General features: G+C 37.9%; 9 protein-coding genes, 1 tRNA gene and 3 pseudogenes. 6 read left to right on the top strand and 7 right to left on the bottom strand.

What is annotated here, in order from left to right; all coding sequences use genetic code 11:
• Positions 1 to 100 precede the first annotated feature (100 nt).
• From D1092_RS05910 to D1092_RS10135, 5 genes and pseudogenes are all read right to left on the bottom strand, one after another.
• A complete protein-coding gene (locus D1092_RS05910) occupies positions 101 to 1,960 on the bottom strand; it encodes an autotransporter outer membrane beta-barrel domain-containing protein (protein ID WP_120122583.1) in 1,860 nt (619 codons plus the stop codon).
• Between the two features lie 146 nt (positions 1,961 to 2,106).
• Positions 2,107 to 4,440 (bottom strand): autotransporter family protein, encoded by a 2,334-nt coding sequence (locus D1092_RS05905; protein ID WP_120122582.1) that lies wholly within the window; start codon positions 4,438 to 4,440, stop codon positions 2,107 to 2,109.
• Positions 4,441 to 5,124: 684 nt separating this feature from the next.
• Positions 5,125 to 7,602: an autotransporter outer membrane beta-barrel domain-containing protein gene (locus D1092_RS05900; RefSeq protein ID WP_120122581.1), complete on the bottom strand. Its 2,478-nt coding sequence runs from the start codon at positions 7,600 to 7,602 to the stop codon at positions 5,125 to 5,127.
• 2,109 nt (positions 7,603 to 9,711) lie between these two features.
• Positions 9,712 to 13,035 (bottom strand): autotransporter outer membrane beta-barrel domain-containing protein, encoded by a 3,324-nt coding sequence (locus tag D1092_RS05895; RefSeq protein WP_420913993.1) that lies wholly within the window; start codon positions 13,033 to 13,035, stop codon positions 9,712 to 9,714.
• A gap of 744 nt (positions 13,036 to 13,779) precedes the next feature.
• Positions 13,780 to 14,229 (bottom strand): annotated as a pseudogene (locus tag D1092_RS10135) (right-handed parallel beta-helix repeat-containing protein); the annotation flags it as partial.
• A gap of 776 nt (positions 14,230 to 15,005) precedes the next feature.
• Here D1092_RS10135 and D1092_RS05890 point away from each other — a divergent pair.
• The 4 genes and pseudogenes from D1092_RS05890 (at position 15,006) to D1092_RS10035 (ending at position 16,866) form a co-directional block, all read left to right on the top strand.
• A pseudogene (locus D1092_RS05890) lies at positions 15,006 to 15,466 on the top strand (phage tail protein).
• Positions 15,463 to 15,717: a tail protein X gene (locus D1092_RS05885; RefSeq protein ID WP_120122580.1), complete on the top strand. Its 255-nt coding sequence runs from the start codon at positions 15,463 to 15,465 to the stop codon at positions 15,715 to 15,717. Before D1092_RS05890 ends, D1092_RS05885 begins: the two are co-directional and overlap by 4 nt.
• The gene (locus tag D1092_RS05880) at positions 15,717 to 16,697 is read left to right on the top strand and encodes a phage late control D family protein (protein WP_120122804.1); all 981 of its coding nucleotides are present in this window, start codon (positions 15,717 to 15,719) and stop codon (positions 16,695 to 16,697) included. The genes D1092_RS05885 and D1092_RS05880 overlap by 1 nt, the downstream gene beginning before the upstream one ends.
• A gap of 34 nt (positions 16,698 to 16,731) precedes the next feature.
• Entirely contained in the window at positions 16,732 to 16,866 is a 135-nt protein-coding gene (locus D1092_RS10035; RefSeq protein ID WP_277623146.1) for a hypothetical protein, read from the top strand.
• 299 nt (positions 16,867 to 17,165) lie between these two features.
• Here the strand turns inward: D1092_RS10035 and D1092_RS05875 are convergent.
• Positions 17,166 to 17,242, bottom strand: a tRNA-Met gene (locus D1092_RS05875).
• Positions 17,243 to 17,403: 161 nt separating this feature from the next.
• On the opposite strand from D1092_RS05875, the gene D1092_RS05870 reads away from it, so the two are divergent.
• Positions 17,404 to 18,360 (top strand): Gfo/Idh/MocA family protein, encoded by a 957-nt coding sequence (locus tag D1092_RS05870; RefSeq protein ID WP_120122579.1) that lies wholly within the window; start codon positions 17,404 to 17,406, stop codon positions 18,358 to 18,360.
• Between the two features lie 49 nt (positions 18,361 to 18,409).
• On the top strand, positions 18,410 to 19,528 hold the full coding sequence (locus tag D1092_RS05865; RefSeq protein WP_120122803.1) for a DegT/DnrJ/EryC1/StrS family aminotransferase: 1,119 nt from the start codon (positions 18,410 to 18,412) through the stop codon (positions 19,526 to 19,528).
• Positions 19,529 to 19,852: 324 nt separating this feature from the next.
• Here the strand turns inward: D1092_RS05865 and D1092_RS09840 are convergent.
• Positions 19,853 to 20,499, bottom strand: a pseudogene (locus D1092_RS09840) (hypothetical protein).
• Between the last annotated feature and the right edge of the window lie 14 nt (positions 20,500 to 20,513).

The following is a 20,513-nucleotide window of genomic DNA, read 5'->3' as shown; positions in this document are numbered from 1 at the left end:
CATAAAATATAAAATTTTGACCTCATTATGTCTCTTTTGTAAGAGACAAAACGAAACATAATAAGAGTACTTTATATTTCAAGATAGAATATAAGTATTTTTAAAAGTGATAGCGCATTCCTGCAGAAATATTTATTCCAGAGATGCCAACTTTTTTGAATTTATGTTGATAGCTCAGATCACTATGAAGCTCGATATTTGGCGATAAGTGCGCTTGAATACCAAAACCACCTTCGACTAACGATCCCATAGCAGCAAGCTGAAAATTTTTACTAAAAGTTTTGATCAGATTCAGTTTGCCGTAGAAGGAAAGAACATGACCTTTGTTTTGCGTTAAACGCCCGCCAATACGTAGCAACCATTGATCAGGATTGCCTATGTTTATTTTAGAATTTTCTTCATCTGAAGAACTGTTGTCATTTGAGGAAGAGTTATTATCTGAGGAGACACCAAGTATGAGACGCTGATAAACAAGTTGTGCTTGTGGTTCTAGGATGACACCCTCGAACCCGGTGGATAGTTTTTGACCAACAGTTGCAGCAGCCCCTAATATTTTACTATTTTTTACTTTGGGGGTATCTTTGATGAATTCTTTTCTCATATTTTCTTTAAAAATTCCATAAGAGAGGAAAGCACTTGCATAGATGCCAGAGTCATGCTGAATGTTTCCATAGGCGGTGAGTGACCATTTATCAAACATCTTCTTATGAGAGCTCTCTGCATTTTTAGGAGCAAAAGACAATTTTCCATATGTTCCGAAAAAACCAAAATTGGTGCTGATACTTTGATGTTCTCGCGCGATTAATGTAGCCCCTGCTTGCAATGCGGCATAGCGAATATCCGCATGAATTCTCCCTTGCTCTGTTGGAACGCTCTCTTGCTCTGTTGGAACGTCCTCTTGCTCTGTTGGAACGCTCCCTTGCTCTGCTGGAACGCTTTCTTGCTCTGCTGGAATGCTTTCTTGCTCTGTTGGAACGCCCTCTTGTTCTGTTTGAGCACTCTCTTGTCTTGAAAGAATGCGGGAGAAAAATGTGTTCTTATTGCCATAAGTGGATAAGAAAATGCTTCTCTCTTGATACTCTTTGGGCTCAAACATTGTTATTTGCATATTGTCTAACAAGATACTTTGATTGTTGGCATCAGAAACCCCAACAGCAAACATTGCAATAGGCATGACGAAAGAGTTTTCTATTTGTGGAGTAAGTGTTTTGCGGTTTGCTGCTCCATCAAGAGAAGAAGAAGTTGTCGTTGCTTTATCATCTGTAAGTTTAGACGTATTTTCAGCATGAGCGGTAGGGATGCTCTCAATTTTTGTGGACAATTTCACATGGGATTCTGCGGATGTGTTAAGAGCCATTTTTGATGCTGAGGAATCCGTGTTTGTTTTCGGATCAATAATAGATTGCGTAATTTCAAGATCTGTTTTTAAAGATGAATTGTCCTCGTGTTGTGAAGCAACGTCAGCGGATGATAATTTATCACTTGCGTGTTTTTGTAAAGCACTCCGTTTTATTCTCAATTGGTTAAGTTTTTCACCAGTATCTGCTATAGATTGTATATCTTGATGATATTGGTTTGCCATGACTTGGGTGTGTATATTATCCACTCCATGCTTTAATACTGTATGATGTACACCAGAATCGGCACGAGTAGTTCCTGAAAAAGAGCTACTGATCGTCTCTCTTCTTACACGATCCATAGAATTTTGATGTACTTGGTTGAAGTGCGAATGATTTCCCCTCATGGTGCTAGAGGTGATCTCTTCAAGATTTTTTTCTGTCTGTGTTGGTGTGCTCATTACATCAATGGCATAACGATATTGTTCTGGTAATTTGATCATTCCTTCAAGGGCACGGCGTGTTTCAGTGCTTAGGCTAGAGGCGGTACTGATCGATGTGAAGGTAAAAGAAGAAAAAAACAAAGCACAAGCGGCTGTACATAACAAAAGATTCTTATGCATAGAGATGTTCCTTAAGATATTTTCTTTGTTTTGATAAAAAATGAACCACTCTTTGACGCATCACGACTTTTTAGGAATGTGTCAAAATAAGCAGCACTTCTTACGTTTTAGTGCTGCTTATGTGTCAAAAGTGAAAGCTAAGATTTCTAAAAGCGATAACGCATTCCACCGGAAAAATTCACTCCAGATATTCCAGATTTTTGGAGTTTATGTTGGTAATTAACGTCAGCATGAAGGGCTATATTTTTGGAAAGTTGCGCGTTAATGCCAAGTCCACCTTCAAGGGAAGAGCCCATAGAATCGAGACGGAAAGGTTCACCAATATCGATCGTACTTTTTTCTCCAAAAGCTTTAATGACGTTCAATTTACCATAAAAAGAAAGAACACGATCATTTTCAATAGGAAGTATGGTTTTCGTTAAACGTCCTCCAACACGGACCAGCCATTGATGGGGCGTTTTTATATTAACCTGGAAGTCATCGATATCCGAAAGCGTACCAAATGCAATATGTTGATAAATCAATTGCGCTTGTGGTTCAAAGGACAATCCTTCAACACCGGTTGCTAGTTTTTGTCCAACGGCTGCCGATATATTCAATATATCCGTATTATTTATCTCTGCGGTGTTGCCAATAAGGGCTGTAGTGATATGTCCATTTAAAATGCCATAAGAGAGTAGTGCATTAATATAAAGACCATTGTCATGGTGGAGGTTCCCATAGGACGTAAAGGACCATTTATCCAGTATGCTTTTGTCAGAACCTTTCATATCTTTTGGCGTAAAAGCGAGCTTTCCATAGGTGCCTAAAAGACCAAAATTTACGGTTAAGTTTTGATTTTCTAGTGTTGCTAATGTCATACCTGCTTGTAAAGCAGCATAGCAAACATCCGCACCATAACCATATTCCAATGGACTCCGGCTGGAAGATAACATCACTTTGTTGCCATAAGTTGATAAGAAGATGCCTTTCTTTTTATGACCTTCTAATCCAAAAACTGTTGAGTGCATATTATCTAACAGCGTATTTTGATTGCTTACGTCAGCCAATCCAGAGGAGAATATTGCGTTAGGCATTACCAAATAGCTTGCCACTTGGGGAACAAGAGCTTTTATTTCTTCCATCAAATCAAGAGTAATATTTTGGAGACGAAAATCCCAAAATTCTCCACCTTCTGGAAAAAGGCTTTGCTGATTATCCGCTTTCCCAAGACGGGATGTTGGTCCATAGCTATTGAGTATATATTTATAAGGTAAGCCTCCCATTGTGATGTAACCATGGGCAAGTTTGAAGGAATCTTCATTAGCTTGTCCAGAAACTTGAATGAGTGAGAGCCCACGTCCATTCAAAGGAATTGAATCTTTTGCTTTTTTATTATCGAATGATTCTGCGTGCTTTGAAAGATTGTTAAAATAGACCGTTGTAGTGCCTGAAACATCACCACGGATGAGAACACGGTCAGTTTTTTGTTGCTCTTTTGGAAGACCGTTACTCCATTCGGTATTAAAGTAAATCTTTGCGTTGCCCGTTGCATTGTAAACTGCTGTGCCATTGGAGCTTCTGTTTTGCTCTGTTTTTTGTGGATGTCTTCCTATATGCAAGGTTTGATAATGATTATCTGCTAGTTTATGCGGAGCATCAAAAATGATAGAGCTATCATTAAGGTTTAGAACTGAAACAACTGATTGTGCACGTTGCTTAAGATCAAGAAGCGTGTAATCAAATAGACTAAAACTGTTTTCCAATTCAAATAGACTAATTTTTAAATGCCAATTGCTGTTGTTGTTTAGGGTGAAAATTGTTGTATTTTGAGGAAGCGTTTTAGCTCTTCCTTCCATAATTGAATTATCAGCATCTAATGTAAAAGTGGTAGGTTGAACCTCAGTGAAGGGGGAGCCTCCATTTTCTAATAACATATCAGAACGAATTTCTGAGTTTTTTAGGTACACCGCATTTGCAACAGCTTTGGAATAAGAAGGTCCGAAAATACCTACACCATTCTTTACAAGAAGTTTTGTGTTATTAAGAATGGCTTTGTTTATAACTTCTTCTCCTTCTTGTATTGTGGAGCTTAGAATATAACCAAAATTTATCCCAGAGATTTTGCTGTGGCCTATGACGTTTATGGTTGAATCTTCAACATGGATTGTGCCATTTGTGAGTGACAAACCACGCTCTTCTGCTCTCCCTATAATTCCTTTAGCATTAATTTGACCACCTGACGTTGCAGAAAGTAAAGTAAAGCCTGAGTGCATTATTGAGTTGGTAATAGTAACATGGCCTTTCTTAGCAACAACGGCATCATATTTACCACGAATAAAAACGTTATTAAGATTTTTCTCTTCTCCATTCGTCACTTGGATCGTAGGTATCTCAGAAGGTTGTATATTTGCATGAGTTGGAGCAAGATGAGAAAAAATGAAAGTTCCAGCAATTGTACATAACAAAAAATTTTTCTTATAAATATATTTCTTACACATAGAGATGCCTTTAGTATTTGGTATGCTTTGATGCTTACTTCATTCCCCTGATGGCGCAAGTACCCAAACAGCTTTTATATCATTATGTTTTTATTGTAAACAACAAAACGAATATTATACTTTGTTATTTATCGTTTAAAAATTTGTCCGAAAAACGCTTGTAAAATAGAAAGTTCAATACAGCGACGATGGACTTCAGAAGATTGAGCTTGATAAGTGTTTTCGTTTTAAAGCACTAAGAATTAAATATTTTACAAGGATATTTATTGCTTAAAGCTGTTGTTATAAAAAACCTAAAAAGTTTTTGAGAAGATTTAGTGTGCGCTTACAAAAGGCTTTCAGTTGATTTTCTTGTATATAGAATTATTCATGATGAATTTTTTATGTAAAAAATCTGAAGTATTTTGCATTTTATTTTATTAATAGATAAAAATTTTTACTGAATTTATTTGATTTTTATACATCAAAAAGGTCACTTTCTTGAGAATTCAACCGTCATTAGAGAGATAAAAGATTTTGTTGCATTTAGGCTGCATTTAGTTTGAACAAAATTAATCCTTTTAAGAAAGGTGTATAGAAAGAACCGTTATCGACGGATCTTGCCGAAAGACTGTAAAAAAAAAGGCAGCAATTGTGCTGCCTTTTTTGTTAAATTGAATAGAATGACTATTTTATAGTTTTTATTTAAAACTGATAGCGTATTCCGCCTGAAAAGCTTGTTCCAGATATCCCCGTTTTTTGCAGCTTTTGTTGATAGCTGACATCACCATGAAGGGAGAGATTCGTGGATAATTGTGCATTCACACCAAATCCACCTTCAATGGCTGCTCCCATAGTATCAAGGTGGAACGATTCACCAATCTGTATGGTGCCATTGTTAGAAAAAGCTTTGATGACGTTCAATTTACCATAAAAAGAAAGAATACGGCCATCTTCAGTAGGAACTATTTTTTGCGTTAAGCGTCCACCAACACGCACCAACCATTGATGAGGATTCCCCATATCCACATTAAAGCCATCAATATCTGAGAGTGTACCAAGCATAAGACGTTGATAAACAACTTGTGCTTGTGGCTCAAAGGACAATCCTTTCGTACTGGTTTCAAATTTTTGTCCAACGGTTGCTGATGCACTGAATGTATCGGTGTTCGTCAATTCTGCTGTTTTTCCTATGAGAGCTGTGGTGATATTTCCCTTGAGTATTCCATAGGAGAGGAGCGCATGGACATATGTTCCATTATGATGATGCAGGCCACTATATGCAGTCAGTGACCACTTATCGAGTGTACTCTTGTCAGCTCCTTCCATATCTTTGGGGGTGAAAGCTAATTTCCCATATGTTCCTAAAAGACCAAAATTGGTGGTCATGTTTTTATCTTCTAGAGCGACCAACGTAAAGCCTGCTTGTAAAGCAGCGTAGTGAATATCGGCACCATAGCCATATTGTAATGGTGTACGGTGGGAAGATAATGTCATTTTATTACCATAGGTCGAGAAGAAGACTCCTTTGTTTTTATGATCTTTTGTCTCAAAGCCTGTTTCTTGCATTGTATCCAGTAACGTATTTTGATTGTTTATATCAGCCAATCCAGCAGAGAATAGAGCGTTAGGCATGACCAAATAGCTTGCCACTTGAGGAACGAGAGCTCTGATCTTTCCTTCATCATCGAGCGTTGCACTTTGCAAGCGGAAATCCCAGAAATTTTGATGTTCTCTCAAATGGTTTTGTCCGTTGCCTGTTTGTTCAGAATTTGATGTTGATTCACCTTTTATATTATTCTCAACTCCTGAAATCATTCCCCCTAATACAACAGGAGTCGTGTCGGTTTTTGCGCTCTTGTCTTTTGATTGTTGAGATACTTCCCCTAAGTGGCTTTGCGCGCTCTCGGCTTTCCCAAGACTTGATGTCGGCCCATAGGCTTTTAATACATATTTATAGGGCGAACCATCCATTGTGACGTAGCCATTTTCTAGTTTGAAGGAATTTCTATCTGCCTGTCCAGATACTTGTATGAGCGACAGACCACGCATATTTGCGGGAATAGAAGCTTCTGCTGTTGATGTTTCGCTTTTTGAAAGACTATTGAAATTAATTGTTGTGGTACCTGAGACATCTCCATGGACAAGAAGGCGGTCTGTTTTTTGTTGTGCTTTGTCTAAACCATCACTCCATTCTGTATTGAAATAAATCTTTGCATTGCCTGTCGCATTGTAAACGGTTTTTGTAGCAGAGTTCCTATTTTCTTGTGAATGAGGAACCTCAATGGTTTGTCCTACACTCAAGGTCTGATACTGACCCTTCGCCAGCGTATGGGGTGCATTAAACACAATAGAACTATTATTAAGGTTCAAGACTGAAACGGTAGACAGTGATCGCTGCTCAATGTCGTGAAGAGCATAATTAAATGTACTAAAATCGTTATTTATGTCATATTGACTTACATTTAAATACCATTTGCTCTCGTTGGTTAAATTAAAAACAGTCGTATTAACTGCTAGGGTTCTTGCTCTTCCTTCCATAATCGAATTATCGGCAGTTAATACAAAAGTCACAGGATGAGGATCTGAATCTGTTTTCTTTTTTACATTATTTTGTAATAATACATCAGCACGAATTTCTGAATTTCTAAGCTGAACTTCGGCAACAGACTTTGAAGATGAAGGTCCTAAAATACCAACACCATCTCTCACAAAAAGTTTTGTATTGGTAAGAAGCGCCTTATTGATAACTTCCTCACCATCTTTCAGAAAAATATCTAAAATGCTATGAAAAATAATACCGGATTTTCTTTTGCTTTCTATGAATGAATCTTCAATGCTAATGATACCGTTCGAAATTGATAGACCAGTATACAATGCATTGACTTTAACTCCTTTAGCATTAATACGTCCACCTTGTGATACAGCAAAGGCAAACGAACCTGAATGTATTGTTGAGCTTGTAATTGTGGCAATTGCTTTTTTAGAGGCGTGCACTGCGCTTAATCCATTGCGGATAAAAACATTATTAAGGGTCTTTTCCTCTCCGTTTTCCAGCTTGAACTCATTAATAATTTCAGGAGGCTGTGTATTTGCATGAGTTGAACCGAAATGAGAAAAAATCAAAGTTCCAGCAATTGTACATAACAAAAGATTTTTCTTATAAATATATTTCTTACACATAGATATGCCTTTAGTATTTGGTATGCTTTGATGCTTACTTCACTCCCCTGATGGCGCAAGTACCCGGACAGCTTTTATATCATTATGTTTTTATTGTAAACAACAAAACGAATTATAATTGCGGCTTTCTCTATGATCTAAAGTTTTACTTTAGAAAAGTTTTTTTCATGATCATAAAAAGCAATGAAACAATGAACTTGATAAAATTTAGCTTGGTTCGCTTATGCTAAAACCAAAATTAGCATTTCAGAATAAGCGTTATAAAAGCTCTATAGTGTTGAGATGGATTGTCTTAGGCACTCTCAGAAAATCTCAGTTTATTTTCTCTGCTCTAGGAGAAGATATGCTATAAGAAGAAATGAGGGGGATATTTAGGGAGACTTCAAAGAGATCTTTTTAAAGGCTCCAACGCTCATTTTCTAAGGCATCATAGCTCATTTGCGACGACGCTCGTGAATGCTATGGCGATAAATCCATAGAGCCCTTCATCCTCTTTGATGCTTATGAAGAAGAAAGCCGGCGCCTTTTGATAAAAGAGCAAGCCCATTACATATTTTACCAGACTTTAATATTACAAAACTAGCCTTTGACGCTTGAGACGGTTCATAAAGAGGTTATTTTAGTCTTTTCTTTATGTTTTTTCCACATAGTTTACTTGCTTATAAAGTGTAAGAGACAGAGGTTTGATTGATTCAACGTGGAATAGAGGTAAAATGAGAAAACTCCTTATGATATTTGGGATATCCATTCAATAGGGAAAAAGAGAATATTCTTTATAAATCAATGAATTGCCTTATATTTATAAATAGTTATGCTCTTCAGTCATTTGATTACCCTGTTCATTTCTTCAGTTTTGGCAGTTATAAAAGCATTTTTAGGGACAGCAATTTATATATTTCTTCTCTCGTTATAGTTCAATATTCGTCGATGATTTTTTTATCATGTTTTATAAGAAGTATTGCATAAGTCCTATTGGATATGTTTTTTGTATCAAAAAATTTAAGGGACTTAATTTTGGCATGATAGGTGGAAAAACGTAAAATTTTTACAGCTATTATGTCCGATAGAATATTTTTAGCTACAATTATTTTATGTTGATATTTAAAATAACAGTATATAATTTATCTTGAATTATATTTATCATTTTTAAATAGCATTATTTGTAAAAAAATAAAGAAAATAGGATAAATAGGCCCTACTTTCAAAAGATTATATTAAGATTGATAACATTCTATTGTGCTTAAAAAAATTCATTGCCATTATACTGATCTTGATAATTTTATCATCGTTTTATTTTCTTTCGGTAAGATGAGCTTGCTATGAGAGGATAAGATTCCTCAAATTATTTATCTAAAATGGTATAGGGAAGTGTCAATAAAGCTTTATAGATGGTATAATAAGCTTATTAATTGAAAGAATAGAGGGATATCAATAGAGCAAGGGGGCGAAGAAAGAGCTTTTTATTATTATCTTTTTAGATATTGTTATCTGTTTATTTTCTCAAAATGATTTTTTTAACTTTATGGATAAGTTCACGAATAAAATATGCCGTGAAATTCGTGTGAAGAGGAAGAAAGGCCTATTTTAAGTGGAAAAATGCAATTCATAAAAAGCTTTGAAATGAATAATGCTTATGGTCCATAAAAGAATACTTTTATGAGAAATTATGCTTTTCTTAAAAGGTTGCGGCTTTCATTATTTTGGGCTTTTAAGATATTCTAGATAAAAATATTTGATATTTTTTCTTGAGAAAAGGGAAAGGGCTTTTATGAAGCAAGCGAGATTTATCAATAACATCTAGACTGAGCACAGTTATCTCTAGGTGTTTTTTTGAGAGTTTTGTTTTTCTCTTACTTGGAGATGAAGCGCTTTGTGCCATTTTGTTTTAAGAGAGATGAATGCATTTAATCTGATATACTTCAAGAACAATACCTCAGTCTTGTAAATCAATAAACCTTGATTGAGATGATGTTAAGGGGATAAACAATAACATTATTCGAGCGACTTTTAATGAAAGAGTGTTAAGAATAAAAAGGCAGCATATCGTGCTGCCTTTTTTGTTTGATAAAGTGTATAGAATAACAATACACTTGTTGTTAACGCTTTACTTTAAAACTGATAGCGTATTCCGCCTGAAAAGCTTGCTCCCGATATACCGGTTTTTTGCAGCTTTTGTTGATAACTCACATCACCATGAAGGGAGAGGTTCGTGGATAATTGTGCATTGATGCCAAGCCCTCCTTCAATCGCAGCTCCCATAGCATCAAGTTTATAATCCTTATCAATATGGAGTGCTTGATCATCTCCAAAGGTTTTGATCAAGTTGACTTTTCCATAGAAAGACATAGGACGGTTGTTTTCAGCGGTAATGCTTTTGGTCAAACGTCCGCCAACACGGATCATCCATTGATGAGGATTTTGCATGTCAATGGTAAAATTATCAGCATCTAAAATTGTATCAAATGCCAAATGTTGATAAGCAACTTGAGCTTGGGGTTCAAATGTTACCCCCTGCATTCCTGTTGCAAATTGTTTGCCAACAGTGGTGGAGATGTTCAACATTTTGGCATTCTTCAACTTTGCGGTTGTCCCAATGACGGCATTGGTGATCTCTCCTTTTAGGAAGCCATAGGATAACAACGTATCAAGATAAAAGCCATTGTCGTATTGTATGGTTCCATAGGCTGTGAGGGACCATTTATCAACGGTGTTTTTTCCAGCATCTTGCATATCTTTTGGCGTAAAGGAAAGCTGTCCATAGGTTCCTAAAAGACCGAAACGTGTTGTGGTATTATGCCCTTCCAGTGTTGCGAAGTTCACCCCTCCTTGTAGAGCGGCATAGCGAAGATCAGCACCGCTATAACCATATTGACGTGGTGCGCTTTCAGAGGAGAAGGTTCCTGTGCTTCCATAGGTGTGTAAGAAAAAGCCGTTCTGTTTTTCTTGTCCTTTATCTATGAGCGATGTTCTGATATTTGCCAACAATGCATTTTGTTCAGCCATATCAGTCAATCCACTATAGAAGAGAGCATTGGGCATGACCAAATAGCTTGCCATTTGTGCTACAGGCGCATCTACTCCTGAATCAGGAAGAAGTTCTTTATGTAAGCGGAAATCCCAGAAATTCTCATTTTTTTCATCAAAGAGACTTTGTTCAATATTCGCTTGGCCATAGCTTGATTCTGGTCCGTAACCTGTTAGCATATATTTATAAGGCGAACCACCCCTTGTGATATAACCATGGGCTAATTTGAAAGAATTTTCATCAGCTTTTCCAGAAACTTGGATAAGAGAAAGCCCGCCTATGTTAGAAGGATCGGAAGCATTTATGACACTCTCTTTATCTCCTAAATCGCTTTGAATATAAACTATTGTGGAGCCTGAAACATCGCCGTGAATGAGAAGATGATCGGTTTCTTGCTCTGTGATTGGCGTGCCATCAGTCCATTTTGTATTGAAATAAATTTTTGCATAGCCTGTTGCATTATAGACGGATTGGGTATCTGGTTTTCCCGAACCTATATGCAATGTGTGGTAATGACCTTCTGTTGGCTCTTGAAAAATGAGAGAGCTGTCATTGAGGTCGAGAATAGAAATATCAGAACGTGATCTTTGAGTGATATCAAGCAAATTGCCTTCAGCATCTTTCTCTTGTGTGCTGTTTTTTAAGAACCATTGTGTTCCGTTTTTCAGATCAAAGCGTACGTTTCTCTCTTGTGCAATGTTTGCCTTTCCTTCTAAAATAGAATGATCTGCATTTAAGGTAAAGCTACCGTTGGCTATATCCTTAACTTCTTTCCCATTCCAGACATTTTTATCTTTCCAAGAAAGTTTGTCCCAAAAAACACTATTGCCTAATAACACATCCGCATGGATTTCTGAGTTGTTAAGATTAACTTTTCCGATTGATAGAGCAGGACTATTTTCAATGTTTTTTTCAACAAATGCTCCAATAAGAATTCCAGTGCCATTATCAACGTGAATATTGCTATTGGTCAGATTGATTTCATTGCTACCATATTTTTGTGGATCATCTTTATCTGTATTGGTTTTCGATAAAGCCACTAGTTGCATACCTATGCTTTCTGCTTTTACATCAGTATTTGCTAGGTCAATCTTTCCCCTAGCGGCTGCGGATAGTGCAATTTTTTTGACGTCTATTTTATTTTTAGTGCCACTCTTCATGATAATTGAGGCATCACCAGCTGCAGCAAGACCAAGATCAAAACTTTTAATGGTTGTGTTCCCATTTAATTCAATTTTGCTCTCAGGCTCGTAGGAGCCTACAGCAGTGGTTATTTTTTCGCTCTCGTCACCGATTATTGTTAAATCACTACTGGTGATCTTGCTTCCACCGTCTGCATAAAGACCTTCATCAACATTTTTAATAGTTGTTTTACCTGTTAAGTTAATTTCACTGCCAGCGTCTTCTGTCTTTAGACCAGAGCGTTCTGTGTCGGGATCCGTGATAGCTTTTCCCCCGGTGATATTTAAATTTTCACCGGTAATTTTACCACCATCAGCAGCTCTAAGACCGTCTAAAGTATTGTTGATTGTTGTATTGCCATGCAATTGAATTGTGCTCTCACCAAGCGCAAGTGCGCCGGTTCCTATACCATCTGTTGTGAGCGTAACATCTGTGGCATCGATACTCCCTTTGTTTTTTGTCAATAATGCTGCACTGCCATTTTTTGCAGCTGCACTTCCTCCTACCATTATAATTTTTGAATCTGAACCGTTTGCATAGACACCGTTTCCATCAGATGATGTGACCATTGCATTGTTTAAAGCAATGTAACTTCCCTGTTTTGCATGTATGCTATCGTTCGTGCTTTCAAATGATCCTCCAGAGACTGTTATTGTCGAGTGATCATTTGCGACTATGGCATTTGTTGTTTGAGAGACAGTTACATTTTTTAAAGTGACTGTACTGTTTTGGTTTACTATTACTCCAAATTTTAGTGGTGCTTCGTCTTTACCACTTGATATCGTGACATTTTCCAGTTTGTTTTCGGTACTGTTACTGTTTGAGAAGCCTACACCAATTTGAGAAGCTGTGACGGTTCCTCCAGTCATACTGATTGCTCCACCGCTGTTTGCAGCAAGCCCAGTTTCACTATCATTAATTTTTGTATTGCCATGCAATTCAATCAGACTGCCTATGCCATCAGAAAATGCGCCGAATCTACCCTCCTTCGTTTTTAGGGTAACATCTGTGACTTTAATATGGCCACCATTTGCAGCTGACAATGCTTTATTTTTTCCTGCGACACTTCCCTTTGTCATTGTGATTGTGGAGTTTTTACCTTCTGCAAAGAGTCCATAACCATCATATGACGTGATCTGTGTTACATCAGTTAAAATAATGGTGCCGCTATCTTTAGCATATATCGCATTATTTTTTGCGTCAAATGATCCTCCAGAGACTGTCATTTCAGAATTACTCGCAAAGATAGCTTTTTGGGCTTGTTTAATGATTACATTTTTTAATGTGACTTGACTGTTATTGATGGCACTTACTCCCAAAAATGAGGGTGTATCACCTTCTTTTTTTGATATTGTCACACCTTCCAGTTTGTTTTCTTTACTATTGTTTAAGAAGCTTGCACCAATTGCACGATCACCAGATACTGTGATAGAACCACCGCTCATTTTGATTGTACCGCCATCTTGTGCAAAAAGCCCGATTATAGCATCATCAATTGTTGTACTTTCGTGCAATTCAATCATGCTGTTAGGACCGATAGATCGTGCACCAAATCCTTCCACATTTGCTCTTAGAGAAACATCTGTAACCTCAATGTGTCCACCCTGTACTGCAGATAATGCTGCTTGATTTCCTGTTACTGTTCCTCCAGTCATCTCAACTTTGCCGCCATTTGTTGCACCAAGGCCAACAAAAGTACTTTCAACTGTTGTATTTCCACTGAGTTTAATTACGCTATCAGAATCGCTAGCACCTGCACCGGTTCCTTCGTCTCCTGTTGCTTTTAAAGTAGTATCTTTTACCTCAATATATCCTTTATTTTTTGCGAGAGATGCCGCTTGATTTCCGGTTACATTTCCCCCCGTTATTTTAATTGTGGAGTTTTTACCTTCTACAAGAAGTCCTGTTCCATCAATTGATGTAATTGCAGCACCATCTTTTTCACCTTTATTTAAAATAACAGAGCCACCGTTTAAAGTATGCACGCCTTGGTTTTTTCCATTAAATTTCCCCCCAAAAACTTCTAGTTTAGAATTATTCGCAAATATGCCTGTTTCTGCTTTAGTGACAATTACATTTTTTAATGTGACTATGCTTTTATTTGCGTTGATTCCAAATAGCAGTGGTTCTTCATTATTACTGGATATCGTCACTCCATCCAGTTCGTTTGCATCGCTCTTACTATTTAAGAAAGCAGCCCCACCTCCAGAAGCAGTAATAGACCCTCCGGTCATTTTGATCGTGCTATCGTTGTTTGCAGATAATCCGACTACAGCATTTTCAATCTTTGTATTTCCTTGCAATTCAATCGTGCCTTTATTTCCACCAGCGACGACTACACCCAAACCTTTGTCATTTTTCGCTGACAGAACGACATTTTTGACTGTAATATGTCCGCCATTACCTGCAAATAATGCCATTTCTTTTGCATTTACTTTTCCACCGGTTATATTGATTATGCCATTGTCTTTTGCTTCAAGACCAAGATTAATGTCAAAATCAGTTCCTTGGATGGTTGTTCTATCCCCCGTTAATGTGATTATACTATCCGTGCCTTCAGCGGTTACAGCAGCTGGTGCTTCTAAAGAAGATGATCCTGGAGAAGAAGTGGCTGATCCTTCGCTGGTATTTTTATTTCCGGTTACTGTTAAATTTTCACCAGTGATTTTTCCACCTTTTTCTGCGTGAATAATTTCATAGGTTTTTCCCGTTTCTCCATTAACCTCTTGTTCTGCTCCTGAGGCCTTAAGAGATTCAGCATGGACATTGAATTGGATATTAAACAGCACGATAGCGGTTGTTGCTATAGATGACAGAAGGGATTTTTTATACACGAATACTCTCCTTTTAAAGCCCCCAATATTTACTTCCCCGCAGTCTTCAAAAGAAGAACAGAAAATAGATATTGCTTTTCGTTAATTACACATAATTTTGGTAATTTATTTTTCTTTTTTTGTCAAAATTAAAGTTGAATTTATCGTTAAATACGCAACATATAAGTTTAATTTAGAATGTATTTTTTTATTATAGTTAAAAAATACTTTTTCGTATTTAATGCAATATTATAAGACACCAAGAATTTCCTCATGATATTTTATTAATGGCCAAATATGCTTTGTGCCAATATTCATAGGTGTATTAAAGCAAGATAGGAATGGCGGGAAATAATACGAGAAATAGAATGAGGGGAGGGAGCATGCAAGATCCTTTGCTGATGCTAGGACCGCATCAATTTTATGTGGACTGGTTGAACTTCCAATCTTTTGAAGAGGAATTCTCTGCCTGATGGGTTTGCTTAGAGCGTTTTGGCAGATCTCCTGGTTTGCAATTTACCGGCTATGGCAATGATCCCAAAACCATCCACGGGGTATTATTTCCAGAATAGTTTGGTGACCGGGTTGCCATTATGCTATCACCAGAACCATACGTGCGGCTCAACCCGTTCAGATGATCCGTTGGATGAGCGATGATAGCTCCAGTGCCTTAATGCTTGGATGTGTGGTGATTACCAGTGTCACGAAAGATCATGATTATATTAGCCGCTCTGGTCAATCGGGACGTATTCGCTATTCCATTAGCCTGTTGCCGTTTTTTGATGGGGGAAAACCACAAGGTCAATATCAAGTGGGTCAATATCAAGAGGAGGATAGCCCATGAAGATCCCCGCAAAGCAGCTCGTGATCGAATTAGAGGATATGAGTTTAGACCTGATTTGTTATCATCATGCCTTGTCTGTTTTAGGAGATCGGAGGCAGGCGGGGTCATTGAGGGGTTATTTAGAAGCCACCCTGGAGGCTAATCCAGAGATTGCTGGGTATGATACTTTTTTACCGCGGGGTTTAAAAGTTTTTCTGCCTGAATTTATCCCTCAAGAAAAGAACAGTGTGGTCAAACGGCTATGGGATTAATGCGCACACATCCCTTTATTGAGGTAAGGGTAGGGGAGAAACTTGTTCATGAGGTTTTTTACCAGCGTCTTTTAACGGCAACCATCACAGACAATGCGGGGAATGAAGCCGATACATTCGAGGCGGAATTTGATGATAGCGGCAATGATTTAGAGATTCCCTCCAGGAACAGTGCACTCCATGTCACCTTTGGTTATCAGGATAGCATCCGTGCCTTTATGGGGCGTTTTGTTGTGGAGACGGTGATCAGTTGTGGGGGCAGTGATGGAGAGATTTTGCGCCTTTGTGGTAAAAGCGCCTCGATGCGTGCGGAGATCAAAGAACAGAACAGCGAACATTTTGACCACAAAACCATTGCTGAGATTGTTGAGACCCTTGCCAAACGTCATGGTTATCAAGCAAAGGTGAGCCAAAAATTCACCAAACAAACCTTGCCTTATGTGGTGCGCACCGATCAATCGGCGATTGATTTTTTAACCCGTCTTGCTGATCGGATGCAGGCGCGTTTTTTAATCAAAGACAATAAGTTTTTATTTTTAAGCGGGGACAATCTCCCCCTCCAGACAATTCATCAACAGGAGGGTGCGCAATGGGAATTTAGTCTTGAGCCGCGTACCCAGTATGGCATGATAGAAGCACGGTATTTTGATCGCGCAAAAGGACAACAGCACGCCATTACGCATCGCACAGGGTATACGGGGCCCATTCGCCGTCTGCGGACGTGTTATCCTTGTGAGCAAGAAGCACAAGCTGCCGCTGCTTCTGAGTCGGATAGGCTTTGTCGAGCCATGGGCAGTGGTTCTTTAAGCCTTGAGGGGCGCCCTGAAATCATGGCGGGCCAACCGCTTTTCCTACAAGGATTTCGAGGCGAAATCAATGGACCATGGCATGCTGCAACCGTGACCCATCGCTATGAAAAGCAAAGCGGCTACACCACAGAAATAACCTTAGAGGCACCAGATAAGGGAAAAGAGGCATGAGAAACTTAAACGTGTTAGAAGCAGAAAATCAAAGGTGCAACCTGCTCCTTTGATCGATCGTGATAAACATTTAGAGGAATTGGTGCGAGTTGCACCAACTGCAGAAAGGGCAATAGTGCAAACATTGCACAATTGCATCAATGGTACGCAATACGGTCAAGTTGACTGAATTCCTCCAAGCTTCTTTTGTTTTAATAATGCCTCAAAAAACCGAAAAGCTATCACGCAGTTTATGCTAAAAGAAGAGATACCATTTTATGCATGCTGCTTTTCAAATAATGCGATTCCTGTAATGCGATTCCTACTTATGACTGATTATCAAAAATTGTGATTTATAGGAGAAGAGAAAAAAGATTCATTAAAGGGTCTTTAAACACCCTTTGAAAGGTCTTTGAAGACCCTTTGAGAACCCCTTAAAAATCATGTGAAACAAAATAAATTGGTACAAAACCTGGTGGCAAGCTACACTGGTAGCGGAGGAGGGATTTGAACCCCCGACACAAGGATTATGATTCCTCTGCTCTAACCTACTGAGCTACTCCGCCAAAATAAAATTATAAATGCAAATAATTACATTTTCTGCGGATATAAGGGGTAGAATAGTAAGATGTCAAGCATCGTTTTTAAGCTTTTTGCTTGTCATTCTATTTTATCCTGGATATGTAAAAGTATAATTTTATATGATAAGGTAAGGTAAGGCATAAAAATGGTGCCACGTGTAGCGGTTTTAGGATGCGGTCATTGGGGTGAAAACCATATACGGACACTCCATTCTCTTGGGGCTTTAGCGGCAGTTTCTGATATTAATGCTGATCGTGCTGCCAGTTTTGCAGCGATGTATGGTGTAGAGGTTGTTCCACCAGATGATCTTTTTGCTCATCGAAATATTGATGCGCTTGTATTAGCGCTGCCGCCACAATTTCATACACAAAATGTGCTGCGTGCTGTTAAAAATAACAAAGATGTTTTGGTGGAAAAACCAATAGCTTTGAATATTACTGATGCTGAATGCCAAGTTCAAATTGCTCGTCAGTACGAACGGATTTTAATGGTGGGTCATATTTTACGTTTCCATCCGGCTTTTGAAAAAATGTGTGAATTGGTGAAAAACGGGGAATTGGGGGAGGTGCGATATATTTACTCTCATCGATTAGGCTTTGGAAAATTTCACACACACAGTGATGCTTTATGGGATCTTGCCCCTCATGATCTCTCAATGATTTTAGCGTTGACAGGATGTGAACCCTCCGAAATTCGCGGTGAGGGGGCTGCTGTCGTTGATCAGATTTCTGATTTTTCTCATGTTCATATGACTTTTCCAAATGGTGTACGTAGCCATCTTTTTGCTTCACGTTTGAGCCCTTATCGTGAGAGGCGTTTAACTGTTGTTGGAACAAAGGCTATGCTCGTTTTTGATGATATGGAACCGTGGAACCGTAAATTAGCAATGCACCATTTTGTCGTTTGGAAAGAGAATCAAGAGTGGGCTTTTAGCATGGATGAGCTGAGTTACATTGATGTTTGTGAAGATTTGCCACTTACTTGTGAATTACGGCATTTTCTTTATTGTATTCAAACGCGTCAATTGCCTCGTACAAATGGTAGTGATGCTATTGCCGTTTTACGGATTTTAACAGCTGCTGGTGTCAATTATAATAAATAAAAGAGATAAGTAGTGCTTTTGTATTCTTATGATGATCAATGGAGTTAATATGCAATTCATCGACCTTGGGGCGCAGCGGGCGCGTATTGAAGATAAAATTAATTCTGCAATTGCGCATGTGGTCGCGAGTGGTCAGTATATTTTGGGGCCAAAAGTAACAGAATTTGAAGAAAAATTGGCTGAGTATCTTGGCGTTAAACATGTTATTGCATGTGCTAATGGAACAGATGCTTTGAAGATGCCTCTTATGGCTAAAAATATTGGTCCAGGAGATGCTGTATTTTGTCCTAGCTTTACGTTTTCGGCAACAGCTGAAGTCGTTGCTTTGGTGGGAGCTGAGCCTGTTTTTGTGGATGTTTTACCCGATACGTTTAATATTGATGTTGAAAAACTATCTCACGCTATTGAAATGGTTAAAAAAGAGGGAAGGTTAAAGCCAAAGGCTATTATTGCTGTTGATTTATTTGGGCTTCCTGCTGACTATGTGCAAATTGCTCAAATGGCTGCAAAGGAAAATCTTTTTGTTATTGAAGATGCTGCTCAATCTATGGGGGGAAGAAGCGGTAATACGATGTGTGGTGCTTTTGGTGAGGTGGCTGCCACAAGTTTTTATCCTGCAAAACCATTAGGGTGTTATGGCGATGGAGGTGCTATGATCACTAATGATGATGATTTGGCAGGACTTTTACGTTCTATTTTGTTTCATGGGAAAGGTGAAACACAATATGATAATGTACGGATTGGTATGAATTCACGTCTTGATAGTATTCAGGCCGCAATTTTACTCGAAAAGTTTGTGATTTTTGAAGATGAAATGGAAAAGCGTGGAGAAATTGCTCAACGCTATTCCAATGGTTTAAGAGATATTGTTACAGTTCCAAAAGTGGGAGAAAATATTCGTTCTGCTTATGCACAATATACAATTAAGGTAAAAGAGCGTGATAAATTAAAAGATTTTTTACAAAAAAACTCCATCCCTACAATGATTTATTATAAAACTCCGTTACATCAACAGCCAGCTTATAAACGCTTTCCTTATGTAAAAGATTCCCTTTCTGTTTCAGAATCTTTAGGAGAATGTGTGTTAAGTTTACCAATGCATCCTTACTTGGCACAAACGGATCAGGATATGATTATCCAAAAAATAAGAAATTTTTATCACTCTTGAAAGTGTGCTTTTATCTTTAAAATTTGCGTAAAAGCTTTATGGGACCATCTTAGAAGGTATTTTTTGCTAGAATATATGATGCGTATTTTTAAATGTTATTTGCCTTTAGGATTCATGAAATGCTGTCCTTTAGGATGCTCTGATATAACAGGCAAGCAGAATCGTTAGATAAGAAGATAGATTTTTTCAAATCGGTGTAGGGTAAGAAGTTTTTTCTTTAGTTTAGCGAGAAAGTCACGTTTAGTAAAAGGCATGTGAATTATGAGAGCTACAATGAACCTTTATTGATTTTTTTCCTCATTGAAGGTGTTTTTTAGAGATAACTTATTTAACGGGGCTTTTAGAAGAGAGACAAGTTATTTTTTTGCGAATACGTGATGCTAAGTCATTTTTGCTTTTGGATTTTTGAATTAATGTGTTGATGGGTGATGTATGTCCCTCCTGTAGTGCTATTTGGGCTGCTAATGTTGCTGCAAGGTCTTTAGTTTCTTCACGGAGTTCTTCCAGTAGTGGGTGGTTAGCAGTCGTATCAAGCTCATGCATTTGGATTTTTTGTAAACGTTGCTGATAGTATGCGATTTTTTCACGCATCATTTTTGATTTCCTTTGAAGCTGTTTGTTTTGACAATATTTTGTTTGATGGCAATCGATTCTTTAGGAGAAGTATTTTGTGCGGGGAGGTATAGCTGATAAAGTTGTTCTGTTACTTGGCTCAGGTGTATTTTTTGTTGGGCGTATTTTTTTTGCAAAGATTCGTACTTTTGTTGATTTTTTGCTAATTCTACAGCATGTTGTGCGCGGATAAAATCTTGGTTTGCTTGTATTTCTGTGAGTGATAATGGAATTTGTGCACAAATACCTTTATGCGCAAAATGAACGGCTTTACGCCAAATGAGAGGAGATAAAAGCACCAGTAACCAAGAAGTGGAGGCAACCCCAAGAATAAAAAAAAGAAACGATTGAATAAGCATAATACCCCTTTTCA

It is taken from the genome of Bartonella krasnovii (assembly GCF_003606345.3).
GTDB lineage: Bacteria > Pseudomonadota > Alphaproteobacteria > Rhizobiales > Rhizobiaceae > Bartonella > Bartonella krasnovii.
Note: the sequence above shows the minus strand (reverse complement) of the source record. Positions and strands in the feature narration are given on the sequence as shown.